The organism is Streptomyces sp. NPDC017448 (assembly GCF_044330565.1).
Taxonomy (GTDB): domain Bacteria; phylum Actinomycetota; class Actinomycetes; order Streptomycetales; family Streptomycetaceae; genus Streptomyces.
In genome coordinates this window covers 162,533-187,833 of sequence record NZ_JBIRLM010000006.1, presented here as the reverse complement: position 1 = coordinate 187,833, position 25,301 = coordinate 162,533, and the positions used below count along the sequence as shown (strand labels likewise).

Below are 25,301 nucleotides of genomic sequence, written 5' to 3'. Positions count from 1 at the left end.
ACGACGGGGGCCCGGCGCACACGGTGGTGTGCGCCGGGCCCTGAAACGTGTCGGGCAGGTTAGTCGGGTCAGAGGTAGGGGCCCGAGCGGAGCGGGCCGTGCGGGTCCGCGCCGCCCTCCTCGCCCTCGTGCACCGAGCCCGGGGGCAGGGCGCGGCGCATCTGCTCCAACTGGGCGCGGGCCGCCATCTGCTGCGCGAACAACGCCGTCTGGATGCCGTGGAAGAGGCCCTCCAGCCACCCCACGAGCTGGGCCTGGGCGATCCGCAGCTCCGCCTCGGAGGGCACCGAATCATCGGTGAACGGCAGGGAGAGCCGCTCCAGCTCCTCGACCAGCTCCGGGGCCAGCCCGTCCTCCAGCTCCTTCACGGAACCGGCGTGGATCTCCTTGAGCCTGACCCGGCTCGCCTCGTCGAGAGGAGCCGCCCTGACCTCCTCCAGCAGTTGCTTGATCATGCTGCCGATGCGCATGACCTTCGCGGGCTGTTCCACCATTTCCGTCACCGGGACCTCGCGCGACTCGTCGTCACTGCCACCGCCGCCGACAGCCATTCCGTCCTGGCCCACGACAAGGACCTGCGGGTGCTCCTGCGACCGGTCATTCCTCGGCATTTCCATGCCGCCATTGTCTCGCACACCTGCCGTACACAAGGGTGGTGCCCCCGAGAACGGATGATCCACCGTCCTCGGGGGCGCCGAAACCCCTCAGCCGGCCCCCGGGAGGGGGTCTCCCGCCCCGTGCGTCACCCCGCGCGCCGCGTCAGGGGCTGCCGCGAGCCGGTGAGAGCGGCGGCCAGCAGTCCGGCGAGCACCGGGACGACCAGGGCCAGCAGCCCGACCGTCTCCCACGGCATCACGATCGGCGTGTACGCCGACTGCATCGGGTCCGCCCGCATCTCCGCCAGCGCCGCGCGCAGGTCGGTCAGCCGCAGGGCGATCGCGGGCACGAGACCCGCCACCGTACCCAGCAGGACGCCGGTCAGGGCGACGACCAGGCACTGGAAGCCGGACAGGGACCGCCGCAGCCCCGGGGGCGCGCCCACCGCGCTGAGCGTGGTGAGGTCGGCCTCCGCGTCGGCCTTGGACAGCCCGGTCGTGATGGCCGCCGCGCCGAGGGTCACCACTCCGGCGAAGAGGGCGAGGATCAGCAGGATCGTGTCGTCCTCGGTCCGGAGCTCCTCGTCCGAGGCCATCAGGTACGCCTTGTTCCCGGCCTGGGCGAGCGCCGCGTAGGCAGCCTGGCGCTCGGCGGCCGTGGCCTCGCGGCCGAGCGTGTAGAAGCTGCCGTAGTCCTCGACGTGCAGTCCGAGGCGTTCGGCGGTCTTCCGCGGCATGACCATCCGGATGCCGGGGGTCGCCGCGTACCGGTCGGGGGCGACGTACACCTTCAGCCGGTCCGTGGTGGTGCGGGCCGCTCCGGGGCGCCGGTCCCGGTTCTTCCCGTCCCGGTCGCTGTAGGTGTGGGTGGCCTTGAGGGTGACCTCGCCGTTCTTCGCGTACGCCGAGTTCAGCAGGACGGGCGTCCCCGCCTCCAGGGCCTTCGCCGCCGCCGGGTCGTCGAGCTTCACGTACGTATCGAGGACGTCCGCGCCCCCGATGACGATCTTGTGCTCGGCGGTGCCGAACGCGACCATCGTGTAATTCTCGTCCATGCAGGCCGGGGAGTTCATCACGCGCTTGTGCTCGTCGGCCGAGAGCCGCAGGGCGAGCTCCTTGGCGCCCTTGCCCTGGAGCGGGCAGCGGTGGTCCTCGCCGGTGGGCTTGACGAGTTCGAGTTCGCCGCAGTCGTTCTCCCCCCGGTGGTGGGCCGAGCAGTCGCTGCCGGCCCAGACCCGGCCGAAGTCGGCGGCCTTGCCGCTGACCGGGTAGTTCTGCTCGACGGCCGCGCGGGAGCGGGGCAGTTCGGCGTCCGCGCCGAGATCGGTCGCCGTCAGGGCGAGGGTGCCCGGCGTCATGTTGGGCACGTAGTCGTACGCCTGCTCGGCGGCGCTGCTGCTGGTGTACGTGGCGATGGCGACGCTGCCCGCGACGGCCGCCATCACGGCGGCGACGGCGGGAGCGGTACGGCCCCGGTTGCGGGCCGCGTCGCGCAGGGCGATGCGGGGCGTCAGCGGGAGGCCCCGGCCGAGCCGTCCGAGGAAGCCGACGATCACGGGGATGCAGCCCAGTACGCCGAGTTCGGCCAGGACGGAACCGCCGGCGACGAAGGCGGTGTCGCCCGCCACCCCGCCGTAGACGGCCACGGCGACGCCGGCCGTGAGCGTGATGGCGCCGACGACGGGCAGCACGCGGGAGCCGCGGCGGGTGCCGCGCCGCCCGGTGAGCGACTCCAGGACCGACTGGCGGCCGGCGACGATCGCCGGAGCCAGTGCGGCGAGGACGCCGGTGACCAGGCCGAGCGCGGCGATGCCGAGGATCTCCCAGGGGCGTACGGTCAGTTCGCCGAAGCGGCTGCCCGTGTAGTCCTCGATCAGCGGGCGGAACAGGGCGGTCAGCCCGAACCCGGCGCCGACCCCGGTCACCGCGCCGACCCCGCCGGTCACGGCGCCGCCCGCGAGCACCACGGCCCGGACCTGGCTCCGGCTGCCGCCGCACGAGCCGACCAGGCCCAGCTGGCGGCGCGAACGGCGCGCGCCCACGGCGAACGCCGGGCCGGCCAGCAGCACGATCTCCAGGACGGCCATGGCGGCCACCGTGAGGACCGCCGCGGTCGCCTCCGCCGTGGTGGAGTACCCGAGGCTCGTCCCCGCCATCGGGACCTCGGAGTCCGGCGGCGGGTCCAGGGCGACCTGGCGGGACTTGACCACCACGCCCTTCTCGTTGGCCGCGAGGATGTCCTGCCAGGTCACACCCGCCCCGGGCGGGCCCTTCACCAGCCACTTGGGGTCGCTCGGCTGGGGCGGCAGGACCGCCTTGTCGCGGTCGGCGGTCTTCTGCCAGGGGGCGATGACCGAGCCCGGGAGCGCGTAGAGGGAATCCGCCCGCAGGTCGGCGGGGAGCTCGACCGTGCCGGTGAGGGTGTAGGTCTGCTCGGGGCCGCGCACGGTGACGGTGTCGCCGATGGACAGCCCGGAGGCGTCGGCGAAGGCCGTGGTCGCGGCGATCTCGTTCCGCTTGCGCGGGTAGGCGCCGTCGGTCAACTCGATCCGGCCGCGCACCATCGGGTCGAAGAGGCGCAGCTCGCTGATCTCGGTGTCGGCGATCCCGTGCCGGGTGGTCACCGAAGCGGGCACGCTGCGCTCGGTCAGGTAGCGGGAGCCCTCGGGGAAAGTGGCCGAAACGTCGACCGGCTTCGCCTGCACCTCGGGGGGCGGTTCGGGGGCGTTCTCGGGGGTGCCCCAGTTGATGCCGTCGGGCATCTGCTGGAGCCGCACCGGGCCCAGGCTCGTGGACGCGAACCGGGCGTCGGCCGCCCCCAGGTCCGCCGTCAGCTCCTCGGCCTGGGTGGGCAGGGCGCTGCGGTAGGTGAGGTCGGCGGCGGTGACGCCGAGGACCGGGAGGGCGATCATCGCGACGACCAGGGCGCTGCGGCCCTTGGCCCGTGCGGCGTCGCGCCGGGCGATGCGGAGGGCGGCACGCCAGCCGGAGAAGGCGCTCACCTGGCGGCCTCGGTGGTGGTGGAGAGCAGCGAGTCCGCTCCGGCGGTCAGGGTCTGGTCGACGATCGAGCCGTCCCGGAGGAAGACGACCCGGTCGGCCCAGGCCGCGTACCGGGGCTCGTGGGTCACCATGACGGCGGCCGCCCCCTGGTCGCAGCGGGTGCGCAGGAGGGCGAGGACGGACTCGCCGGTCTCGGAGTCGAGCGCTCCGGTGGGCTCGTCGGCGAGCACGAGGCGGCGGTCCCCCACGAGGGCGCGGGCGATGGCGACGCGCTGCTGCTGGCCGCCCGACATCTCGTCGGGGAAGCGGTCGGCGATCTGCTCCAGCTTCATCTCGGCCAGTGCGGCGAGGGCCTCCTTGCGGGCCTTGCGCACCGGGACGCCGTCGAGTTCGCGGGGCAGCGCGATGTTCTCGGCGGCGGTCAGGGCGGGGATGAGGTTGTAGTCCTGGAAGACGTAGCCGACGCTGCGGCGGCGCAGGGCGGCCATGCCCTTGGGGCCGAGGGCGGCGATGTCCTGTCCCTCGATGATCACCTGGCCGGCGGTGGCGGTGTCGAGGCCGCCGGCGAGGGTGAGCAGGGTGGACTTGCCGGAGCCGGAAGGGCCCATGACGGCGACCAGTTCGCCCGGGTGCACGGAGAGCTGGATGCCGCGTAGGGCGTGCACCTGCGCGACGCCGGAGCCATGGGTACGGGTCAGCCCCCGCAGTTCGAGTACGGGGCTGCCGCCGGACGTCCCGGAGGACGGCGGGGGCGGCGGGGTGGCGGACGAAGGCATGTGGGAGGTCCCCCCTGGGAACGGCGTGGTCGGGTGTGGGCGGAGAGGGCGGTGTCCGACGGTCGTGGCGCCGGTTCGACGGTGGCGGTGCCGCCGGGCCCGGTCGTACGGCGACGGCGCGGGCGCACCGGAACAGGCACGGGCGCACCGGGACCGGCGCGGGTGTGCCGGAGCCGGCACGGGCGTACGGCGCAGGCGGGGGCGCCGGGGCCGTACGGGCCGGTGCCGTCGGGTCAGCGCTTGGAGCGGGTGCGTCCGGCCAGGGCGCGGGCCGGGCCGCGGGTGGCCGCGGGGCCGGGCTCGGCCGAGGGCTCGGTGGCGGCGGCCTCGGCGAGGCGGACGAGCCGGGACTCGCAGTGGTCGAGCCAGCGGGCCTCGGCCTCCGCCTGGAAGATCAGCTGTTCCACGACGAGCAGCCAGGCGACCTCGTCGCGGTTGGCCGGGACGTCGGCCAGGGCCTGGGCCTTGAGCCGGGTGTAGTCCTGCATGGCCTTGAGCGTGTGGTGGCGCTGGGCCTGGATGACCTCGCGGATGTCGACCCCCGGGGCCCCCACGGCCATGGCCAGCTTGATGGCCAGTTCGTCACGGGGCGGGCTGGTGCGGTCCACGGGGGTTCCGAACCAGGCGCGCAGCTCGGCCCGGCCCTCATCGGTGATGGCGTAGAGGTCGTGCCCGGCGGCGTCCGCGCCGTCCTGGACGACCAGGCCGTCGCGTTCCAGACGGCTCAGCGTCGTGTAGACCTGCCCGACGTTCAGGGGCCAGGTGGAGCCGGTGCGCGACTCGAACTCGGTGCGGAGCTGAGACCCGTAGCGGGGGCCCCGTTCCAGCAGGGCCAGAAGGCCGTGGCGAATGGACATACTGAGTATGTATACCGAGTATGTCGTTCCTGGCAAATGGCGGGGGACTCGGTGACGGAGCTGTTACGGTCCGGGCCGTGCGGGCGCGGGGTCAGTGGCACCGGCACGGACACCGGCGCTACGGGAGGGGGCCGGGCCGTGCGGGCGCGGGGTCAGTTCGCCCGGCGCATACGGAACGCGAGGAAGCCGAGCCCCAGCCCGACCAGGGCGATGCCCGTGCCGAGCGAGACCTGCTGCACCCGTCGCAGGGAGGCGGCGTCCAGCGCCTGGGCGGCGGCCCGCTGCGCCGGGTCGGTGAAGGCGTCGGGCGGCGGGGTGGCGGCGGGCAGGTCGACGGGGTCGACGCGGCTTTCGCCGGTCTCGCCGGACGGGTCCTCCCCGACCGGCGTCCCGTCCGCCGCCGGCTCCCACGGGGCGAGCGAGCGTCCGGGACGCGCCTTGCCGGCCCCGGCCTCGCGGCCGGCCAGGGGGGCGGTCGACCCGGAGACCTGGGGGGACGCGGTGGGGGAGGGAGCCGTTCCGGGTGCGTCGTCCCCGGGGGAGCCGTGCCCGCTCGACGCCGTGGAGGACGGTACGGGCCACTCCCCGGGCACCGCGGCGAGCGGGGCGCCGGAGGGCAGGGGCGGGCCGGAGGGGAGCGCCGAGGGGGAGCCGGGGTCCGACCGGGCGGGCCGGGGCGCGGCCGCGGCGGGCGGGACGGCGGACTCGGGAGGGCTCGACGCCTCGGGGGCCGACGCGGTGGGGGGCGGCCCGTCCGGGGGCGGCACACCGCGGGCGGAGCCGCCCAGCGGGCCCAGGGCCGCTGCGGCCGCCGCCAGCAGACAGACCGCACACCTCGACGACCATGCGGCCGGCAGTCCTGGAGCCATGAGGCCAGCGTCACACGCGCCACTCCGTCCGGCATCCCGGACGCGCTACCCGGACATTCCCCGCCGGTCGGCGGTCGGGAGCGGATGACAGGGGGTGATCCGGAACCCCGAAACGATCAGTTTCGGACTCCGGCGCGCTGTCCGCCGGCTCAGGAGGGCTTACCGGTGGAGACCTTCAGCTCGAAGTGGGCGCCGCGCTCGGGGACCGCGGTGCCGGAGGACGGGAACTGGCCGACGACCTGGCCGTCCGCGTAGGTGTTGCCCGGCTCCGCGATCTCCTTGACCGTCCAGCCCGCGGCGGCGGCGCACGCCTTGGCCGACTGGATGTCCTTGTAGATGAAGCTCGGCGCACGGACCTTCTGCGGGTCGTTGGAGTCCTCGGAGGCGTTCGAGCAGTCCGTGTCCTTCATCGTCCGGTTGCGCTCCGGCGGGCGGTAGCCCTCCACCTGCTCGGTGGTGCCGCCCGATTCGCCGTCCTTGCCCGCCTCGTCGTCCTTGCCCCCCTGGAGGGCGATCGCGGTGGCCAGGCCGCCGATCGCCAGCAGCGCCACGACGATCGCACCGACGATGACCGGCATGTTCCGCTTCGGGCCGGCGCGGCCGGTGGTGCCCACGGCGGTCGAGTGCTGCGCGGAGGCCGCGTACGGCGGCGGGGTCGGGTGGGACAGCGGGCCCGGGGTCGGGTAAGCCGGTCCGGCCTGCGGATAGCCGTAGCTCGGCGTGGGCGCGGGGGTCGGCTGACCGTAGGGCCCCGGCTGCTGCTGCGGGTGCGGCTGGTACGGCGTCTGGAGGCCGTGGGGCGCGGGCGCGCTCTGGTCGACGGGCGGGAAGACCGCCGAGCCGACGCCGGAGCCGCTGTTGACGGGCCCGCCGCCGGCCACGATCACCGGGGCGCCGGTCCGGCCGCCGGAGGCGTTCAGCACGCGGTCGATCTCGTCGCGCATCGCGGCGGCGCTGGGGAAGCGCTCGTTCGGATTCTTCTTGAGCGCGCGGGCGACCAGGGCGTCCATCGCCGGGGTCACCGCCCGGTTGATGCTGGAGGGGGCGACCGGCTCCTCCTGCACATGCGCGTAGGCGATGGCCAGCGGCGAGTCCGCGTCGAACGGGATGCGGCCGGTGAGCAGCTGGAAGAGCATGATGCCGACCGAGTACAGGTCGGACCGGGCGTCGACGCCCCGGCCGAGGGCCTGCTCGGGGGAGAGGTACTGCGGAGTGCCGACGACCATGCCGGTCTGCGTCATCGAGGTGACGCCGGACTGCATGGCGCGGGCGATGCCGAAGTCCATGACCTTGACCACACCGCGCTTGGTCATCATCACGTTGCCGGGCTTGATGTCGCGGTGGACCAGGCCCATCTCGTGGCTGGTCTCCAGCGCGGCGAGCACGTCCGCCGTCACCTTGAGCGCCTTGTCGGCGGGCATCGCGCCGTGGTCGCGGATGTCGGCGGCCAGCACCGAACCGAGCGGCTGCCCCTCGACGTACTCCATGACGATGTAGGGCATCAGCGCACCGCCGAGCTCGTCCTCGCCGGTGTCGAAGACGGAGACGATGTTGGTGTGCTGGAGCTTGGCGACGGCCTGCGCCTCACGCCGGAAGCGCTCGCGGAAGGACTGCTCGCGGCCCAGTTCGGTGTGCAGGGTCTTGATCGCGACCTGGCGGTCCAGGGCGGAGTCGTAGGCCAGGTATACGGACGCCATCCCGCCTTCGCCGAGCAGGTCCCGCAGTTGGTAGCGGCCGCCCGCCACCGCTCCGCCCGCGTAGCGGCCCTGTGCGCCGTCCTGGCTCATGACTTGCATCCCCCTCGCCGGCGCGCGGTCGCACGCGGTGTTTCTGTAGGACGTGGTTGCGTGCGACGCGGTTCCGTACAACGCGATTACGCGCCAAGTCTGCCGTAGGGGTCCGACACGTCAAGCCGGGTGCCCGTTCCGTGACCCTACGCACAAGAAGCGTCTCGGAAGCGTTACAGGAACCACGCGGAATTCACCGGGAGGACGCGCCGGGCGGGCAGATGATCCTGCCGGAGCGGAACCGGGGTGTCCGCAGAAGCCTGTAGCGTGACGTGGCAATGCAGCAAGGCACCGTGAGAACCCGCGGACGCGCGGACAGATACGACGGCGAGGACTGATGGCACCCGATTCCGAAGCAAACGGCGGCGGAGTTTCGGATGGCACCGACTCCTGGGGCGTCGGCGGCGTCGTCGGTGACGGACGTTACCGGATGACCCACCGGCTCGGCCGGGGCGGCATGGCAGAGGTCTACGCGGCGGAGGACGTCCGGCTCGGACGGACCGTCGCGGTGAAGCTGCTCCGCTCCGACCTGGCCGAGGACCCGGTCTCCAAGGCGCGTTTCACCCGCGAGGCACAGTCCGTCGCGGGCCTCAACCACCACGCGATCGTCGCCGTGTACGACTCCGGCGAGGACGTCGTGGGCGGTCAGACCGTTCCGTACATCGTGATGGAGCTGGTCGAGGGGCGCACCATCCGCGACCTCCTCCTGACCGCCGAGGCCCCGCCGCCCGAGCAGGCGCTGATCATCGTCTCGGGGGTGCTGGAAGCCCTCGCGTACTCGCACCAGCACGGCATCGTGCACCGCGACATCAAGCCCGCCAACGTCATCATCACGGACTCCGGCGCGGTCAAGGTGATGGACTTCGGCATCGCCCGCGCGCTGCACGGCGCGCAGTCGACGATGACCCAGACCGGCATGGTCATGGGCACTCCGCAGTACCTCTCCCCCGAGCAGGCGCTCGGCAAGGCCGTCGACCACCGCTCCGACCTGTACGCCACGGGCTGTCTGCTGTACGAACTGCTGGCGCTGCGGCCCCCGTTCACCGGCGAGACCCCGCTCTCGGTGGTCTACCAGCACGTCCAGGACATCCCGGTGCCCCCGTCCGAGGTCTCGGACGTGGTGCCGCCGGAGCTGGACGGCATGGTGATGCGCTCGCTGGCGAAGGACCCCGACGACCGGTTCCAGAGCGCCGAGGAGATGCGCGGCCTCGTCCAGTACAGCCTGCAGATGCTCCAGGTGCAGGGCGGCCACACGGGCACCTGGAACACCGGCCCGGTCGCGCTGCACGAGGGCGGCCAGACCCCGCCGCACGGCATGACCGGCTCCACCCGTCCGGTGGGCGCGGGCCACCCGGTGCACGGGGACACCTCGCAGGGGCCGATCCTGCCCCCGTACAACCCGGACGACGGGGGGTACGACGGCGGGGGGCAGGGGCGTCCCGGCGGGCGCGGCAAGATGTGGCTCTTCGTCCTGCTCGCGCTGATCGCGATCGGCGCGGGGGTCGCCTTCGCGGTGAACGCCGCGCAGGACAGCGGCGGCGCCAAGGACCCGGTCAAGCCGTCCACCTCGGCCAGCCCGTCCGAGAAGGAGCCCTCGGAGGAGCCCACCGAGGAGGAGAGCGAGCAGCCGGAGGAGCCGGACACCTCCAGCGGCGGCCAGACGCGGCAGAACCCGCCGCCGTACATCCCGGACCCGACCCCGACCCGGCCCACGTTCTCCCCGTCCCCGACCCAGACCGGCACGGATCCGGGCGCCTCGGACGGCAACGCCAACGAGGGCGGCAACGGCGAGCCCACCGGCGAGCCGAGCAGCCCGGTCACCGACCCCGGCACGCCGGGCGGCGCCGGGGACGACGGCGGCCCCGGGGGCGGCGAGGAGGACGGCGGTACGGGCACCACCCCGGGCGGCGACGCCTCGGCCGGCAACACCACGCCGTAAGAGCGCCTGCGGCACCCGGACCCCACCGCACCACCGCACCGCTCCTGAGCCCGGCGCGCGCCACCACGGCGCACGCCGGGCTCACGCGTGAGCGCACCCGTGCCCCGCGCAGCCACCGCACGCCGGTCTGCCGGACGCCGTCCGCCTGCCTCGTGCCCCGGGCCCGCCCAGCCGCGCCCCCGTCTGCCCCGCGCCCGCGCGCCCCCGCGCCCCCGCGCCCTTGTGCCCCCCGCGTGCCCGCACAGCCGCCGGTACGGGCCGGTGCGGCTCCCGCGCGCGGCGCTCACTCCGTGAAGGCCGCGCAGACCGCCTCGTACTCCCGCGTCCACCACACCGCCAGGGCCGACACCGCGGGGAACTGCGGGTCGGCCCTGCGGTCGTCGAGACGGTAGCGCCAGCGGAGTATCCAGAAGTCGTTGAGCCTTTCCCACCACACCCGGTGCACAGCGGCCGCCAGCTCCGCGGCCCCCGCCCCGGCGGCGCGCCGGTAGGCGCGGGCGTACGCCCGTACCTTCGCGAGGTCCAGCTCCCCGGCGGGCCGGACGAAGAAGATCGCCGCCGCCCGGACCGCCTCCTCGGCGCGCGGCTGTACGTCCAGCCGGTCCCAGTCCACGATGGCGACCGGGTCGGCGTCCCGGTAGAGCAGGTTCAGCGGATGGAAGTCCCCGTGCACCCACCCGGTGGCGGGCCCCTCCGGGGTGGGCGGGCGCCGGTGGGCGTGCTGTTCGAGCAGGGCGCGCCGCTCCACGAGCCGGTGTACGGCCAGTTCGTCGAAGGCGTCGCGGGGGGCGCCCCGGCCGTCCTGTCCGCGTGCGGCGTCCAGCAGGTCGTCGATCAGCGCGAAGGTGTCGGCGGTGTCCGGACTGGGGTGGCCCGGCCGGCCCGGCGGGTCCGCCGGATACGGGCCGTCGCGCGGTGCCATCACCTGTTCCAGGCCGGTGTGCACGGTGCCGAGGAGCGCGCCGAGCCGCCGCGACTGGGCGAGGGTGAGCTGGGCGCCGACCCGGTGGAGGCCGTCGACCCAGGGGTGCAGGGCGTAGCACCGTTCGCCGATCACCGTGACGGTCTCGCCCCGGGCGTCCGTCAGGGGCGGGACGACGGGGACGCCGAGGGACTTCAGGCGCTGGGTGGCGCGGTGCTGGCGCACGATCGCGGCGCGTTCGCCGCTCGGGTCGTCCAGGTGCTTCTTGTCGAGGTGGTGCTTGAGGAAGTAGGAGCCGCTCGTGGTGGAGACGCGGTACCCGTGGTTCAGCAGTCCCTTGGTGATCGGCTCGCAGGCGAGCGGTTCGCCCACGTCCGGATAACGGCGCAGCACCTCGCCGACCGGGGGAACAGGTGGACGAGTGACATATGAGCGCGGCACTTACCAGATGTTAGATCACTCTGCGTATCCAAGGCGCGGACTTGCGGTCACCACCGGCGATGCGCTAGGGAGCTGCGGAGCCCGGCAGGACGTCGGACCGGTGTTCCGGAAGTGAACCCTCCGGTGCCTCGTACCCGCCGGCACGGCGCCCCGGAAGCGAACCCTCCGGCGTCTCGTACCCCGTCGGCCCGTCGCCCCGGAAGCGAACCCTCCGGCGCCTCAGAAGTTCAGCCGGTACTCCGTGACGAAGTGCGGATCGACCCGGAGGTAGGCCGGTGCGTAAGGCTCCCCGTTGACGGCGGCGGGCGCCTCCCCGAACAGTTCCTCCTGCTCGGGGCAGGGGAACACGATCTCGGCGGGGCCGGTGAACTGCACCGACCAGAGGTCCCTTCCGTCGCCGAGGACGCTGCCGTTGTAGTTGTCCGCCCCGTACGCGACGACGCCCCCGTCGCACGCCTCGTGGTGGCCGAAGCCGCTGTGCATCCGCAGCAGGATGTGGCCGTCGCTCACGATGTGCCGGGCCACCGCCAGGAACGGCAGCGCCCGCATGCTGGTGGCGAGACGCCCGTACGGGACCTGGCGCAGCAGTTCGATCGGCTCGGTCTTCCCGGGCCGCCCGCCCTGCCCGGGCCGCCCGCCCTGCCCGGTCGGCTCGACCGTGCCGGTCGCGGTCGGCCGGATCGCGTCGGGCGCGGGGAGTTCGTCGAAGGACATGGCCTCCACTGTCCCCCCGCCGTAGGAACCGCGTAAGAGTCGCCTGCCCCGGGGGCGCGGGACCAAAGTCCCGCGTGGACCGGAGCGCGGCGGCCCCGGGAGGGCGCCGTCCCGGGAGTGCGCCGGTCCGGGAGTGCGCCGGCCCGGGGGCTCAGCGGCGTTCGGCCTGGAGCCGGGCGACGTACGCGGCGGCCTGCGAGCGGCGTTCCATCCCCAGCTTCGAGAGCAGGCTGGAGACGTAGTTCTTGATGGTCTTCTCGGCCAGGTGCAGCCGCTCGCCGATGACCCGGTTGGTCAGCCCCTCACCGATCAGGTCCAGGATCTTGCGCTCCTGCTCGGTCAGGGCGGCCAGCTTGTCGTCCCCCCTGCCGCTGCCGCCGTTGCGCAGCCGCTCCAGTACCCGGCCCGTCGCCACCGGGTCCAGCAGCGATTTCCCGGCCGCCACGTCCCGTACCGCGTTCAGCAGTTCCTCGCCCCGGATCGCCTTCAGCACATATCCCGACGCGCCCGCCATGATCGCGTCGAAAAGCGCCTCGTCATCGGCGTACGAGGTGAGCATCAGGCAGGCGATGTTCTCGTCCTGGGAACGGACCTCCCGGCACACCTCCACACCGCTGCCGTCCGGCAGCCGTACGTCGAGCACCGCCACGTCGGGACGCGTCGCCGGGATGCGCACCAGGGCCTCCGCCGCCGTACCGGCCTCCCCGACGACCTCGATGTCCGGTTCGGAGGCGAGCAGCTCGTGGACGCCACGCCGGACGACCTCGTGATCGTCCAGCAGAAATACCGTGATTTTTCCTTCTTCGCGCACGATCGCAGTCTCACACACTCACCTCTCCTCCGCTCTTCCCTGGGGCAGATCCGCGGGATAACGTGCCGTTGTTCCGGCGGCCCGCAAGGCTGTTTCCAGTGCCCTGACCAGCAGAGCTTCGCGATTTTTTCGATTTACTTGGAAATCCAAGCAAAATCGCAGGTCAGATAGGGTTTCGCAGTTGTGCGAAGCACTGGGTAACGTGCCTATGACAGGGCGCTCGCCGGGGCACCTGTCACGCCTGATCCCGGCCGGCCGGCACCCACCCCGTGCGCGTCGGCCGGATTCAGGCGAGCCGCACTGGTTTCCCGGCAGACCCCGGGGGCCGGACCGACGGAGGAGCACGCACGTGACCGTGGAGAGCACTGCCGCCGCGCGTAAACCGCGACGCGCCAGTAAGCGGACCAGCGCCGCGAAGAAGCCGCAGAGCGCCGAGCCCCAGCTCGTACAGCTGCTCACGCCCGAGGGCGAGCGCGTCGAGCACCCGGACTACAGCATCGACCTGAGCGCCGACGAACTGCGCGGCCTGTACCGGGACATGGTGCTCACCCGTCGCTTCGACGCCGAGGCGACCGCCCTCCAGCGCCAGGGCGAGCTGGGCCTGTGGGCGTCGCTGCTCGGCCAGGAGGCCGCACAGATCGGCAGCGGCCGGGCCCTGCGCGACGACGACTACGTCTTCCCGACCTACCGCGAGCACGGGGTCGCCTGGTGCCGGGGGGTCGACCCGACCAACCTGCTCGGGATGTTCCGCGGCGTGAACCACGGCGGCTGGGACCCCAACAGCAACAACTTCCACCTGTACACGATCGTCATCGGCTCGCAGACGCTGCACGCCACCGGCTACGCCATGGGCGTCGCCAAGGACGGCGCGGACTCCGCCGTGATCGCCTACTTCGGTGACGGGGCCTCCAGCCAGGGCGACGTCGCCGAGTCGTTCACCTTCTCCGCGGTCTACAACGCCCCGGTCGTCTTCTTCTGCCAGAACAACCAGTGGGCGATCTCCGAGCCGACCGAGCGCCAGACCCGGGTGCCGCTCTACCAGCGCGCCCAGGGCTACGGCTTCCCCGGCGTCCGCGTCGACGGCAACGACGTCCTGGCCTGCCTGGCCGTCACCCGCTCCGCGCTGGAGCGGGCCCGCCGGGGCGAGGGCCCGACCCTCGTCGAGGCGTTCACCTACCGCATGGGCGCGCACACCACCTCCGACGACCCGACGAAGTACCGGGCCGACGAGGAGCGGGCCGCCTGGGAGGCCAAGGACCCGATCCTGCGGCTGCGGGCGTACCTGGAGAAGGAGCAGCTCGCGGACGACGCCTTCTTCACCGCGCTGGACGAGGAGAGCGAGACCCTCGGCAAGCGGGTGCGCGAGGCGGTGCGCGCGATGCCCGACCCGGACCCGATGGCCCTGTTCGAGCACGGCTACGCCGACGGCAACTCCCTCGTCGACGAGGAGCGCGCCCAGTTCGCCGCCTACCAGGCATCGTTCGTCGACTCCGCCGAGGAGGGCAAGTAGCCGTGGCCGTGGAAAAGATGTCCATCGCGAAAGCGCTCAACGAGTCGCTCCGCCTCGCCCTCGACGACGACCCCAAGGTCCTCATCATGGGCGAGGACGTCGGCAAGCTCGGCGGCGTCTTCCGTATCACCGACGGCCTCCAGAAGGACTTCGGCGAGGACCGGGTGATCGACACCCCGCTCGCGGAGTCCGGCATCGTCGGCACGGCGATCGGTCTGGCCCTGCGCGGCTACCGCCCGATCGTCGAGATCCAGTTCGACGGTTTCGTCTTCCCCGCCTACGACCAGATCGTCACGCAGCTCGCCAAGATGCACGCCCGCGCGCTCGGCAAGATCAAGCTGCCGGTCGTCGTGCGCATCCCGTACGGCGGCGGCATCGGCGCGGTCGAGCACCACAGCGAGTCCCCCGAGGCGCTCTTCGCGCACGTGGCGGGCCTCAAGGTGGTCTCGCCGTCCAACGCGAGCGACGCCTACTGGATGATGCAGCAGGCCGTCCGGAGCGACGACCCGGTCATCTTCTTCGAGCCCAAGCGGCGTTACTGGGACAAGGGCGAGGTCGACACCGCGGCCGTGCCCGGCCCGCTGCACAAGGCCGTGACCGTCCGGGAGGGCGGCGACCTCACGCTCGTCGCGTACGGCCCGATGGTGAAGGTCTGCCTGGAGGCGGCGGCGGCGGCCCAGGAGGAGGGCAAGTCGATCGAGGTCCTGGACCTGCGCTCGATGTCCCCGATCGACTTCGACGCCGTCCAGGCGTCGGCGGAGAAGACCGGCCGCGTCGTGGTCGTCCACGAGGCGCCCGTGTTCTACGGCTCCGGCGCGGAGATCGCCGCCCGGATCACCGAGCGCTGCTTCTACCACCTCGAGGCCCCCGTGCTGCGGGTCGGCGGCTACCACGTCCCCTACCCGCCGGCCCGGCTGGAGGACGAGTACCTGCCCGGTCTGGACCGGGTGCTCGACGCCGTCGACCGCTCGCTGGCGTTCTGAGGAGAGGTTGGTGACGACGATGACCGAAACGTCTGCTCGCTTCCGTGAGTTCAAGATGCCCGACGTGGGCGAAGGACTGACCGAGGCCGAGATCCTCAAGTGGTACGTCCAGCCCGGCGACACCGTCACCGACGGCCAGGTCGTGTGCGAGGTCGAGACCGCGAAGGCGGCCGTCGAGCTGCCGATCCCGTTCGACGGGGTGGTGCACGAGCTGCGCTTCGGCGAGGGCACGACCGTGGACGTGGGCCAGGTGATCATCGCGATCGACGTGGCCCCGGGCAGCGGCGACGCGCCCGCTCCGGCCCCGGCCGCCGACCCGGTGCAGGAGCCGGTGGAGGCGCCCGAGGCCGAGGCCGAGCCGAAGGGCCGTACGCCGGTCCTGGTGGGCTACGGGGTCGCCGAGTCCTCCACCAAGCGCCGTCCGCGCAAGGGGGCCTCCGCCGCTCCGGAGGCCGCGGCGGCGGTGCAGGCCGAGCTGAACGGGCGCGGGGCCCCCGCTCCCGAGCCGGTGGCCCCGGCGCACTCCGGCGTGGCCGGGGGCCGTCCGCTCGCCAAGCCGCCGGTGCGCAAGCTGGCCAAGGACCTGGGCATCGACCTGGCGACGGTGGCGCCGACCGGCAAGGACGGCATCATCACCCGCGAGGACGTCCACGCGGCGGCGGCCCAGGCCGCTCCCGAGGCTCCGGCCCCGCCCACCGCTCCGTCCGCCCCGGCGGCACCCCCGGCTCCGGCGGCCGCGGCGTCCGCCGCCGTACCGGACTCCCCCCGCGAGACCCGCATCCCGGTCAAGGGCGTCCGCAAGGCGATCGCGCAGGCGATGGTCGACAGTGCGTTCACCGCGCCGCACGTCACCGAGTTCGTGACGGTAGACGTGACGCGCACGATGAAGCTCGTGGCCGAGCTCAAGGAGGACAAGGAGATGGCGGGGGTGCGGGTCAACCCGCTCCTCCTCATCGCCAAGGCCCTCCTGGTCGCCATCAAGCGGAACCCCGAGGTCAACGCCGCCTGGGACGAGGCCAACCAGGAGATCGTGCGGAAGCACTACGTGAACCTGGGCATCGCGGCGGCCACCCCGCGCGGCCTGATCGTGCCGAACATCAAGGACGCGCACGACAAGACGCTGCCGCAGCTCGCGGAGGCGCTGGGCGAGCTGGTCGCCACGGCCCGGGAGGGGAAGACCTCCCCGGCCGCGATGGCGGGCGGCACGGTGACCATCACCAACGTCGGCGTCTTCGGCGTCGACACCGGTACGCCGATCCTCAACCCGGGCGAGTCCGCGATCCTGGCGGTCGGTGCGATCAAGCTCCAGCCGTGGGTCCACAAGGGCAAGGTGAAGCCGCGTCAGGTCACCACGCTGGCGCTGTCGTTCGACCACCGCCTGGTCGACGGCGAGCTGGGCTCCAAGGTGCTGGCCGACGTGGCCGCGATCCTGGAGCAGCCGAAGCGCCTGATCACCTGGGCGTGACGCGTCCGGTTGGCGCTCGTACGCGGAAGGGGCCCGGCCCGCACACATCGTGCGGGCCGGGCCCCTCTCCGTACAGCGCCCGCGGGCTACTTCTTGAAGCCGTAGTCCATCAGCTTCTTGGCGTCGGCGGTGCGGTTCGCCTCGGAGGACGAGGTGAGCACGGTGCCGATCACGGTCTTCCCCTTGCGGGTCGCGGCGAAGACCAGGCAGTACTTGGCGGTCGGGCCGGAGCCCGTCTTGACGCCGATGGCGCCGCTGTAGCTGCTGAGCAGCTTGTTGGTGTTGCTCCACGACATGTAGCGGTAGCCACCGCTCTTGGTGGTCACCTTCTGCTTCGTCGACTTGGTCTTGACGATCGAGCGGAACGTGGAGTTCTTCATCGCCTTGCTGGCGATCTTCGTCAGGTCACGGGGGGTGGAGTAGTTGTTGCCGCCCCCTATGCCGTCGAACGAGTCGAAGCGGGTGTTCTTCAGCTTGAGGCTCTTGGCCGTGGAGTTCATCTTGCCGATGAACGACTTCACGCGGGCCGAACGGGTCGTGCCCGAACCGAACTTGTCGGCCAGCGCGTACGCGGCGTCGCAGCCGGAGGGGAGCATCAGGCCGTAGAGGAGCTGGCCGACGGTGACCTTGTCGCCGACGATGAGCCGGGCGGACGAGGCGTTCTTGGAGACGATGTAGTCGCTGTACGCCTTCTGGATCGTGACCTTGGACTTCAGGTTCACGTTCTTCTGCGACAGGACCACCAGTGCCGTCATGATCTTGGTGGTGGAGCCGGTGGCGCGGCGGGTGTCCGCGGACTTGGTGAAGAGGGTCTTCCCGGTGCCGTCGTTCATCACGAAGCCGCCCTTGGCGACGATCTTCGGAGTCGGCGGCGTGGCCGCGTGCGCCGTGGAGGCGAAGGCGCTGCCCGCGAGCACCGCACCGGCGGTGAGCGTCACGGTGGCCGTGACGGTGACGCGATTGATGCGCTTGATGCCGATTTTCAACTGAACGCTCCAAATGCCCCTGATATGCGGCCACATAAGGGTGCCGCTCGCAGGTGAGACTCCTGGAGCGGGACAATGGATGTGGTGCCGGAGGGGTGAATTTGCACAGGCTTGACCCTGGGCACGCGCGACGCCCGCCCTTCGGCCAGGAGTACGAGGACAGGAGTTCGTCGACCGCTCGCCCCGGAGGTCCGGAATCCGGACGGCGCCGCCCATGCGTCCATGTTGTATCTATGCTGTGCGCATGCCTGCCGCACCCTCAGCCTCCGTGAAGCCGCCGACCGTCCCGCTCAAGCGTCCGCCCGCCGCCGAGCGGGTCTACACGCACATCAAGGAAGCCGTTCTGGACCGGCGCTACGAAGGCGGGACGCTGCTCACCGAAGGGGACCTGGCGGACGCGGTCGGGGTCTCCCGGACGCCCGTGCGCGAGGCGCTGCTGCGGCTGGAGGTGGAGGGGCTGATCAAGCTCTATCCGAAGAAGGGCGCCCTGGTCCTCGCCGTCTCCGCGCAGGAGATCAAGGACGTGGTGGAGACCCGGCTGCTGGTCGAGGAGTTCGCGGCGCGCAAGGCGGTGCCCGCCTCCCCGCGGTTGATCGCCCGGCTGGAACAGCTCCTGGAGGAGCAGCGGCGGCTGGCGGAGGCCGGCGACCTGGCGGCGGTGGCCGTCAAGGACCGCTGCTTCCACGCGGAGATCGTGAAGAACGCCGGGAATGAGATCCTCTCGCGCCTCTACGACCAGCTGCGCGACCGTCAGCTGCGGATGGGCGTCGCCGTCATGGAGGCCCATCCCGGCAGGATCGAGGCCAACGTCACCGAGCACGGGGAGCTGCTGGACGCGATCCGGGCCGGGGACGCCGAGGGGGCCGCCCTGGTCGTGCGCCGCCACGTCGGCCGGGTGCGGGAACTGGTGCGGGGGGAGGACCGGTGAGCTCGAACGCCGCGCCCGCCCTGACGCTGCCCGGCGACCCGCCCGGAGGGCGGCGTGCCGCCTGGGTCTGGGGCACCGGGGTCGCCGTCTACTTCGTCGCGATCATCTTCCGTACGAGCCTGGGCGTCGCCGGTCTCGACGCCGCCGACCGGTTCGACGTCAACGCCTCGGCGCTCTCCACCTTCTCCATCCTCCAACTCCTCGTCTACGCGGGCATGCAGATACCCGTGGGGCTGATGGTGGACCGGCTCGGCACCAAGCGGGTCCTCACCATCGGGGCCGTCCTGTTCACCGTGGGCCAGCTCGGCTTCGCGCTCTCCCCCTCGTACGGGACGGCGCTGGCGGCCCGCGCCCTGCTCGGCTGCGGCGACGCGATGACGTTCATCAGCGTGCTGCGGCTCGGCAGCCGCTGGTTCCCGGCCCGGCGCGGCCCGCTGATCGGCCAGGTCGCCGCGTTGTTCGGGATGGCGGGCAACCTCGTCTCGACGCTGTTCATCGCGCGGGCGCTGCACAGCTACGGCTGGACCACGACCTTCGTCGGCAGTTCGCTGGCGGGCGTGGTGGTGCTGGTGCTGCTCCTGCTGTTCCTCAAGGACCACCCCGAGGGCCACGAGCCGCCGCCCGCCGACCACGCCGGGGCCGCGTACGTCCGCCGGCAGATCGCCGCCGCCTGGCGGGAGCCCGGGACGCGCCTGGGGATGTGGGTGCACTTCACCACCCAGTTCCCGGCGATGGTGTTCCTGCTGCTGTGGGGGATGCCGTTCCTGGTCGAGGCGCAGGGGCTGAGCCGGGGGACGGCGGGCACGCTGCTCACCCTGGTGGTGCTCTCCAACATGGTGGTGGGGCTCGTCTACGGGCAGATCATCGCCCGCCACCACGAGGCGCGGACCCCGATCGCGCTGGGCACGGTGGCCGCGACCGCCCTGCTCTGGGCATCGGCGATCCTCTACCCCGCCGACCACACGCCGATGTGGCTGCTGGTGGCCCTGTGCGTGGTGCTCGGCGCCTGCGGTCCGGCCTCGATGGTCGGCTTCGACTTCGCCCGGCCTGCCAATCCGCCCGAGCGCCAGGGCACCGCGTCGGGGATCGTCAACATGGGCGGGTTCATCGCCTCGATGACCACCCTGTTCGCGGTCGGGGTCCTGCTGGACGCCACGGGCGACGACTATCGCACCGCGTTCGCCTCGGTCTTCGTCCTGGAGGCGCTCGGCGTCACCCAGATCCTGCGGCTGCGCCGCCGGGCGGCGCTCAGGGAGCGCGAGCACCACGTGGTCAGCCGCGTCGAGGCCGTGCACGTGCCCGTGTAGGGCTGCCGGGGAAGCCGCTCGGCGCCCGTCCTCGCGGGCCCGCGCCGGGGGAGCCGTCCGGGGCCGCTCGGCGGCGCGCCCGTCGCCTCGGGGCGGGACGGGCGCCGCCGGGGCGCGGGAGCGGGGTCAGGGCGTGAGGGCGAAGTTGTCCAGGATCGCGGTGGCCAGCTCCTGGTCGCCCTCGACCTTGATCCGGTCGGCGACGGCCGTGTGCCGGACCCGGCCGCAGGCGAGGCGGACGTACGTCTCCCAGTCCAGCGAGAGCGTCACGGCGGGGCCCAGCGAGGGCGCGCCGTCGATCGAACCGCGGCCGTCGGCGTCGACCCGTACGGTCCGCAGGAACTCCATCGGGCCGTGCACATCGAGGACGACCGCCGAATTCGCGGGTGCGCCCGCCGCCTTGGCGACCACCTTCGGCAACCCGGCGAGCAGCATGTCCCGGGTGACGTGGGCGCCGGGAGAGTCCAGGTTGCCCGGCTGCCCGAGCGTGGCGCGCAGGTCCTGCTCGTGCACCCAGAGGTCGAAGGCCCGCAGGTTCAGCGCCGTTTCGAGGGTCTGCTCGGTGCCCAGGGGGGCGCGGACCTTGGTCTCGGGGCTGCGCGACTCGTTGCGGATCTGGCGGGCGCGGCGGATGAGGACGTACTCCAGCTCGGCGAGGATCTCCGGGGAGGTGTGGTGCCGCCGGACGTCGACCTGCATCTCCATGTAGCGGGCGAAGTCGCTCTGCACGTGGTAGAGGTCGCGCGGCAGGGTGTGGATCGGCCGGGGATCACCGAGCATCTCGCACTCCATGCCGATGACGTGCGACACGATGTCGCGCACCGACCATCCGGGGCAGGGGGTGCGGCGGTTCCACTCGCCTTCCGGAAGGGGCTTCACCAGCTCGGCTATCGCCTCGATGGAGTGGGTCGCGGCGTCGGTGTAGGGCTGGAGGCTGGGATGGACGGTCACGGGACCCCTCGTGCGGTTCTGCGGTGCGTGGGCTGGAGAGCAGGGAGTGCGGGCGGGTGGGCGGGCACTGACGGCGCTGTCGGCGGGCTGCGTGGGAGGTTCGACCGCTAAGTTACGCTGCGATCAGGCACCCCGGCAGTGCTTTCGTGTGACGATCGTAGGCCCGTGTTGACGGCTCGAATGCCAGGACGGTGGTAGTGTGCGCGCCTCCCTCATCCAGATCGCGGTGGACCCGGACGAATCCGTCGCGGCCCGCAGAGCGCGCGCAGCCGCTCTGGTGGTCGCCCAAAACGGCTCTGACCTGGTAGTTCTTCCCGAGCTCTGGCCGGTCGGGGCGTTCGCCTACACCGCCTTCGAGGCGGAGGCCGAGCCGCTGGAGGGCCCCACGCACCAGGTGATGGCGAAGGCGGCGGCCGAGGCCGGCGTCTGGCTGCACGCCGGCTCCTTCGTCGAACGGACGGACGACGGCACCCTGTTCAACACCAGCCTGGTCTTCTCGCCCGAGGGGAGGCGCGCGGCCTTCTACCGCAAGATCCACCGTTTCGGCTTCGATCAGGGCGAGGCGGTGATGATGGGCGCGGGCGAGGAGCTGGTGACGGTCGCCCTGCCGGACACCACGCTGGGCCTCGCGACCTGCTACGACCTCCGTTTCCCCGAGCAGTTCCGGGGGCTCGTCGACGCGGGCGCCGAGACGCTGGTCGTCGCGGCGGGCTGGCCCGAGCGCCGCCGCTCCCACTGGACGCTCCTGGCGCAGGCGCGGGCCGTGGAGAACCAGGCGTACGTCCTCGCGGTCGGGACGGCGGGCACGCACGCCGACGTCCAGCAGGCCGGGCACAGCATCGTCGTCGACCCGTGGGGCGAGGTGCTGGCCGAAGCGGGGGCGGACGAGGAGGTCCTGACGGTCCGGCTGGACCCGGAGAGGGTGCGGACGACCCGGGAGCAGTTCCCGGCGCTCAAGGGCCGCCGCCTGGGGCTCGCTCCGCCGCTCCGGTGAGCACTCCTCTCCGGCACGGCGCCCTCCGGGACGGGCGAGCCGGCTGCTGAGGGGCGCTGTTTCACGTGAAACAGCGGACGTACGGGCGAGGCGGCAGATGTACACGGGAGCCGGCGGGCGTACCCGTGAGACGGCGGACGTCCGTACGGGCGCGGGAGCTCAGCCCCCGTTCTCCTTGTCGGCCAGCACGATCACGCACATCGCCACGGCGATGAGCAGCGCGGTGTCCGCATCGTCCCGGACGATGTCGATGCCGTACGTGTCGCGGAGGGTCAGCCGGCGGCGGGAGACCTGGGCCAGCAGCTCACCGTCGTATTCGACGGCGAATTCGCGGTCCAGGATCTTGCCGCTGACGTCCAGCTCCGTGCCGTCCACCAGCGTCACCCGGTAGTGGTTGCGCAGCAGCGACAGCCGCTTGCGTCTGACCGTGGCCAGCTCCTCGCCGCCCCGCTCGATGAGCATCGTGTCGCGCAGGCTGATCAGCTTCTGCCGCAGCTCGACCAGGATGCGGCCGTCCGCGTCCTTCAGCTCGAAGGTGTCGCGCAGCCGCATCGCCTTCCCGTCGACCAGGAAGACCTTGCGGCCCGCGTCGTCCTCGATCCAGTAGTCGTCGCCGATGGCGAACATCCGCTCGCGCACGAGAAGTCTCATGGAGCACAGGTTCCCCCGGGCCCCGGCGGAATGCGCGCAGGCGATCAGGGTGTTGACTGGTGACATGGCAACACGTGCACGCGTCCGCGCCCCCGAACTCATCGGCAAGGGCGGCTGGCTCAATACAGGCGACCAGCAGTACACCCTCGCTGACCTGCGAGGACGTATCGTCATCCTCGATTTCTGGACGTTCTGCTGTGTGAACTGTCTGCATGTCCTGGACGAGCTGCGCGAGCTGGAGGAGAAGCACCGGGACACCGTGGTGATCATCGGCGTCCACTCGCCGAAGTTCGTCCACGAGGCCGAGCACCAGGCCGTCGTCGACGCCGTCGAACGCTACGAGGTCCACCACCCCGTCCTGGACGATCCCGAGCTGGCCACCTGGAAGCAGTACGCGGTACGCGCCTGGCCGACGCTCGTCGTGATCGACCCCGAGGGCTATGTCGTCGCCCAGCACGCGGGCGAGGGCCACGCGCACGCCATCGAGAAGCTCGTCGAGGAGCTGGAGGCCGAGCACGGGGCCAAGGGCACCCTGCGCCGGGGCGACGGCCCCTACGTCGCGCCCGAGCCCGTCGCCACGCACCTGCGCTTCCCCGGCAAGGCGCTGCCGCTGCCGGACGGAGGCTTCCTGGTCTCCGACACCACCCGCCACCGCCTCGTCGAGCTGGACGCGGACGGCGAGACCGTACGACGCCGCTTCGGCACCGGCGAACGCGGGTTGAACGACGGGGGCCCGGAGGAGGCCCGGTTCAGCGAACCGCAGGGGCTCGCCGTGCTCCCGGACGGCCGGATCGCCGTCGCGGACACCGTCAACCACGCCATCCGCGCCCTGGACCTCACCACCGGGGTGACCAGCACCCTCGCCGGTACCGGACGGCAGTGGTGGCAGGGGAACCCGACCAGCGGCCCGGCGCGTGAGGTGGACCTCTCCTCGCCGTGGGACGTCGCCTGGTTCGGCGACCGGCTGTGGATCGCCATGGCGGGCGTGCACCAGCTGTGGACGTACGACCCGGAGGCCGAAACCGTACGCGTCGCCGCCGGGACCACCAATGAGGGCCTGGTCGACGGGCCGGCCGCCGACGCCTGGTTCGCCCAGCCCTCCGGGCTCGCCGTCTCCGCGGACGGGGAACGGCTCTGGGTGGCCGATGCGGAGACCTCCGCGCTGCGCTGGGTCGACCGCGACGAGCACGTCCGCACCGCCGTCGGCACGGGCCTCTTCGACTTCGGCCACCGCGACGGGGCGGCCTCCCAGGCCCTGCTCCAGCACCCGCTCGGCGTGACCGCGCTGCCCGACGGGTCCGTCGCGATCAGCGACACGTACAACCACGCCCTGCGCCGGTACGACCCCGCATCCGGTGAGGTCACCACGGTGGCCACCGACATCCGCGAGCCCAGCGACGCGGTACTGGTCGACGGCGATCTCGTCGTCGTCGAGTCGGCCCGGCACCGGCTGACCCGGCTCCGGCTGCCCGAGGAGGCGGTACGGGTCGCGGACCGGGCACACCGCACCCGGCGCGCCGCCACCGAGATCGCTCCGGGCGCCCTCCGTCTCGACGTGGTCTTCCAGGCGCCCGCCGGCCAGAAGCTGGACACCCGTTACGGGCCCTCGACCCGGCTGCTGGTCTCCGCCACTCCGCCGGAGCTGCTGGCGGAGGGTTCCGGCGCGGGCTCCGACCTCGGGCGCGACCTGGTGCTCGCGGACGGAGTCACCGAGGGCGTGCTGCACGTCTCCGCCATGGCCGCGTCCTGCGACGACGACCCGGCCAACGCATACCCGGCCTGCCATGTGCACCAGCAGGACTGGGGCGTGCCGGTCCGCGTCACGGCGGACGGCGAGTCCCGGCTGGGGCTGGTGCTGGCCGGTATGGACGAGCCTCGCTGAACCCGGGGCGGACGGGGCTGGTCCGGAGCGCCTGCGGGCCCGGAGGGCGGAGGTTTCCGGAGTCCGGCCCCCGGCCGGGCTCCGGCCGGTCTTCCGGCGGCTCAGAACTCGTCGGCGCCGTTGCGCAGCTGGGGGGTCCAGTAGCCGGTGGCCCACTTCTGCGGGTTGACGGACAGGCCCTCGGCGACGGGGGACTTCACGACGGCCATGCCGCCGCCGTTGGCCTTCAGCGTGACGGTGAACTCCTTCACCGTCTCGGTGTTCTCCTTGCGGCCGCCCTCGGACATGCGCACCGCGGCGTAGGCGGACTGACCGGGCGCCAGGATCACCGGGGAGGCCGGCTTGCTCTTGGCGACCGGCGGGACGATGCCCCGCGCGTTGTCCAGGAAATGGATGTGCGGGTACTCCTTCATCTCGCAGCTCGCGCCGGAGGTGTTCTTCGCGGACAGCGTGAGGTGGGTGTAGGGAGGACCGTCCTGGCGCTCGGCGGTGATCGTGAGGCCCTTGGCGGTGCAGAGGGGCGCCTTGTCGGTGGTGCTGCTCTCGCGCTGCTTGGTCTGGTTCGTGCCGCCGCTCTGCTTGGCGGTGCCCTGCGCCTCGCCGCCCTGACCCTCGCTGCCCTGCTTCGCGGCGCCCTGGTCACCGCTCTGCTCCGCGCCGTCCTGGTTCGTGTCGGTGCTCTTGGCGACGGGGGCCGTGGCGGCCGAGGCGGCGGAGCCGTCCGTCGTACCGGCGGACTTGGTGCCGCCGTCGTCGCCGTTGCACGCGGTGAGCGAGAGGGCGAGGGCGGCGGTGGCCGCGGAGACGAGTACGGCGGTGCGGTTGCGGTAGGCGCGCATGACGAGTTCCCCGATGTGAGTGGCCGCCTCCACCTGGTCAGCGGTGGAGCGGCCGGTGAGCTGCTGACAGGAATGAGTCTGCGCGGCCCCG

General features: G+C 72.5%; 21 protein-coding genes. 8 read left to right on the top strand and 13 right to left on the bottom strand.

The features are described from left to right. Positions 1-68: 68 nt before the first annotated feature. From ACH4K1_RS13085 to ACH4K1_RS13060, 6 genes are all read right to left on the bottom strand, one after another. A complete protein-coding gene (locus ACH4K1_RS13085) occupies positions 69-617 on the bottom strand; it encodes a bacterial proteasome activator family protein (RefSeq protein WP_398089078.1) in 549 nt (182 codons plus the stop codon). A gap of 125 nt (positions 618-742) precedes the next feature. After that, complete coding sequence (locus ACH4K1_RS13080; RefSeq protein WP_398089077.1) at positions 743-3,598, bottom strand: FtsX-like permease family protein; 2,856 nt, start codon at positions 3,596-3,598, stop codon at positions 743-745. After that, the gene (locus tag ACH4K1_RS13075; RefSeq protein WP_398089076.1) at positions 3,595-4,374 is read right to left on the bottom strand and encodes an ABC transporter ATP-binding protein; all 780 of its coding nucleotides are present in this window, start codon (positions 4,372-4,374) and stop codon (positions 3,595-3,597) included. The genes ACH4K1_RS13080 and ACH4K1_RS13075 overlap by 4 nt, the downstream gene beginning before the upstream one ends. Positions 4,375-4,607: 233 nt before the next feature. Next, complete coding sequence (locus ACH4K1_RS13070) at positions 4,608-5,231, bottom strand: PadR family transcriptional regulator (RefSeq protein ID WP_398089074.1); 624 nt, start codon at positions 5,229-5,231, stop codon at positions 4,608-4,610. 152 nt (positions 5,232-5,383) lie between these two features. Continuing rightward, positions 5,384-6,100 (bottom strand): hypothetical protein, encoded by a 717-nt coding sequence (locus tag ACH4K1_RS13065; RefSeq protein ID WP_398089072.1) that lies wholly within the window; start codon positions 6,098-6,100, stop codon positions 5,384-5,386. 149 nt (positions 6,101-6,249) lie between these two features. Further along, entirely contained in the window at positions 6,250-7,887 is a 1,638-nt protein-coding gene (locus ACH4K1_RS13060; protein ID WP_398089070.1) for a protein kinase, read from the bottom strand. 337 nt (positions 7,888-8,224) lie between these two features. Here ACH4K1_RS13060 and ACH4K1_RS13055 point away from each other — a divergent pair, with 337 nt between their 5' ends. Beyond that, a complete protein-coding gene (locus ACH4K1_RS13055; protein WP_398089069.1) occupies positions 8,225-9,826 on the top strand; it encodes a protein kinase in 1,602 nt (533 codons plus the stop codon). Between the two features lie 283 nt (positions 9,827-10,109). Here ACH4K1_RS13055 and ACH4K1_RS13050 read toward each other — a convergent pair whose 3' ends face one another. From ACH4K1_RS13050 to ACH4K1_RS13040, 3 genes are all read right to left on the bottom strand, one after another. After that, complete coding sequence (locus ACH4K1_RS13050; RefSeq protein ID WP_398089280.1) at positions 10,110-11,141, bottom strand: phosphotransferase; 1,032 nt, start codon at positions 11,139-11,141, stop codon at positions 10,110-10,112. A 267-nt stretch (positions 11,142-11,408) separates the two neighbouring features. After that, the gene (locus ACH4K1_RS13045; RefSeq protein WP_398089067.1) at positions 11,409-11,903 is read right to left on the bottom strand and encodes a pyridoxamine 5'-phosphate oxidase family protein; all 495 of its coding nucleotides are present in this window, start codon (positions 11,901-11,903) and stop codon (positions 11,409-11,411) included. 151 nt (positions 11,904-12,054) lie between these two features. After that, on the bottom strand, positions 12,055-12,714 hold the full coding sequence (locus ACH4K1_RS13040; RefSeq protein ID WP_398089279.1) for a response regulator: 660 nt from the start codon (positions 12,712-12,714) through the stop codon (positions 12,055-12,057). Between the two features lie 349 nt (positions 12,715-13,063). Here ACH4K1_RS13040 and pdhA point away from each other — a divergent pair, with 349 nt between their 5' ends. From pdhA to ACH4K1_RS13025, 3 genes are read left to right on the top strand one after another with little or no spacing between them, the layout of a single operon-like run. After that, positions 13,064-14,224 (top strand): pyruvate dehydrogenase (acetyl-transferring) E1 component subunit alpha, encoded by a 1,161-nt coding sequence (pdhA, locus tag ACH4K1_RS13035; RefSeq protein WP_228993748.1) that lies wholly within the window; start codon positions 13,064-13,066, stop codon positions 14,222-14,224. Between the two features lie 2 nt (positions 14,225-14,226). Further along, positions 14,227-15,207 (top strand): alpha-ketoacid dehydrogenase subunit beta, encoded by a 981-nt coding sequence (locus ACH4K1_RS13030; protein WP_398089065.1) that lies wholly within the window; start codon positions 14,227-14,229, stop codon positions 15,205-15,207. A gap of 10 nt (positions 15,208-15,217) precedes the next feature. Continuing rightward, positions 15,218-16,672 (top strand): dihydrolipoamide acetyltransferase family protein, encoded by a 1,455-nt coding sequence (locus ACH4K1_RS13025; protein WP_398089063.1) that lies wholly within the window; start codon positions 15,218-15,220, stop codon positions 16,670-16,672. An 86-nt stretch (positions 16,673-16,758) separates the two neighbouring features. On the opposite strand, the gene ACH4K1_RS13020 is transcribed toward ACH4K1_RS13025, so the two are convergent. Then, on the bottom strand, positions 16,759-17,658 hold the full coding sequence (locus ACH4K1_RS13020; RefSeq protein WP_398089062.1) for a D-alanyl-D-alanine carboxypeptidase family protein: 900 nt from the start codon (positions 17,656-17,658) through the stop codon (positions 16,759-16,761). 244 nt (positions 17,659-17,902) lie between these two features. Here ACH4K1_RS13020 and ACH4K1_RS13015 point away from each other — a divergent pair, with 244 nt between their 5' ends. Both ACH4K1_RS13015 and ACH4K1_RS13010 read left to right on the top strand, forming a co-directional pair. Further along, a complete protein-coding gene (locus ACH4K1_RS13015; protein ID WP_228993762.1) occupies positions 17,903-18,586 on the top strand; it encodes a GntR family transcriptional regulator in 684 nt (227 codons plus the stop codon). Then, positions 18,583-19,893, top strand: a complete 1,311-nt coding sequence (locus tag ACH4K1_RS13010; RefSeq protein ID WP_398089061.1) for a nitrate/nitrite transporter — start codon at positions 18,583-18,585, stop codon at positions 19,891-19,893. The genes ACH4K1_RS13015 and ACH4K1_RS13010 overlap by 4 nt, the downstream gene beginning before the upstream one ends. A gap of 126 nt (positions 19,894-20,019) precedes the next feature. Here the strand turns inward: ACH4K1_RS13010 and ACH4K1_RS13005 are convergent, their stop codons facing one another. Then, positions 20,020-20,844, bottom strand: coding sequence for a maleylpyruvate isomerase family mycothiol-dependent enzyme (locus ACH4K1_RS13005; RefSeq protein WP_398089059.1), 825 nt, complete (start codon positions 20,842-20,844; stop codon positions 20,020-20,022). Positions 20,845-21,043: 199 nt separating this feature from the next. Here ACH4K1_RS13005 and ACH4K1_RS13000 point away from each other — a divergent pair, with 199 nt between their 5' ends. After that, positions 21,044-21,838, top strand: coding sequence for a carbon-nitrogen family hydrolase (locus tag ACH4K1_RS13000; protein ID WP_398089058.1), 795 nt, complete (start codon positions 21,044-21,046; stop codon positions 21,836-21,838). 159 nt (positions 21,839-21,997) lie between these two features. Here ACH4K1_RS13000 and ACH4K1_RS12995 read toward each other — a convergent pair whose 3' ends face one another. Next, complete coding sequence (locus tag ACH4K1_RS12995; protein ID WP_398089056.1) at positions 21,998-22,489, bottom strand: LURP-one-related/scramblase family protein; 492 nt, start codon at positions 22,487-22,489, stop codon at positions 21,998-22,000. Positions 22,490-22,553: 64 nt separating this feature from the next. On the opposite strand from ACH4K1_RS12995, the gene ACH4K1_RS12990 reads away from it, so the two are divergent. Further along, positions 22,554-24,371, top strand: a complete 1,818-nt coding sequence (locus tag ACH4K1_RS12990) for a thioredoxin-like domain-containing protein (protein ID WP_398089055.1) — start codon at positions 22,554-22,556, stop codon at positions 24,369-24,371. A gap of 101 nt (positions 24,372-24,472) precedes the next feature. On the opposite strand, the gene ACH4K1_RS12985 is transcribed toward ACH4K1_RS12990, so the two are convergent. Next, positions 24,473-25,210, bottom strand: a complete 738-nt coding sequence (locus ACH4K1_RS12985; RefSeq protein ID WP_398089278.1) for a DUF4232 domain-containing protein — start codon at positions 25,208-25,210, stop codon at positions 24,473-24,475. Positions 25,211-25,301 lie beyond the last annotated feature (91 nt).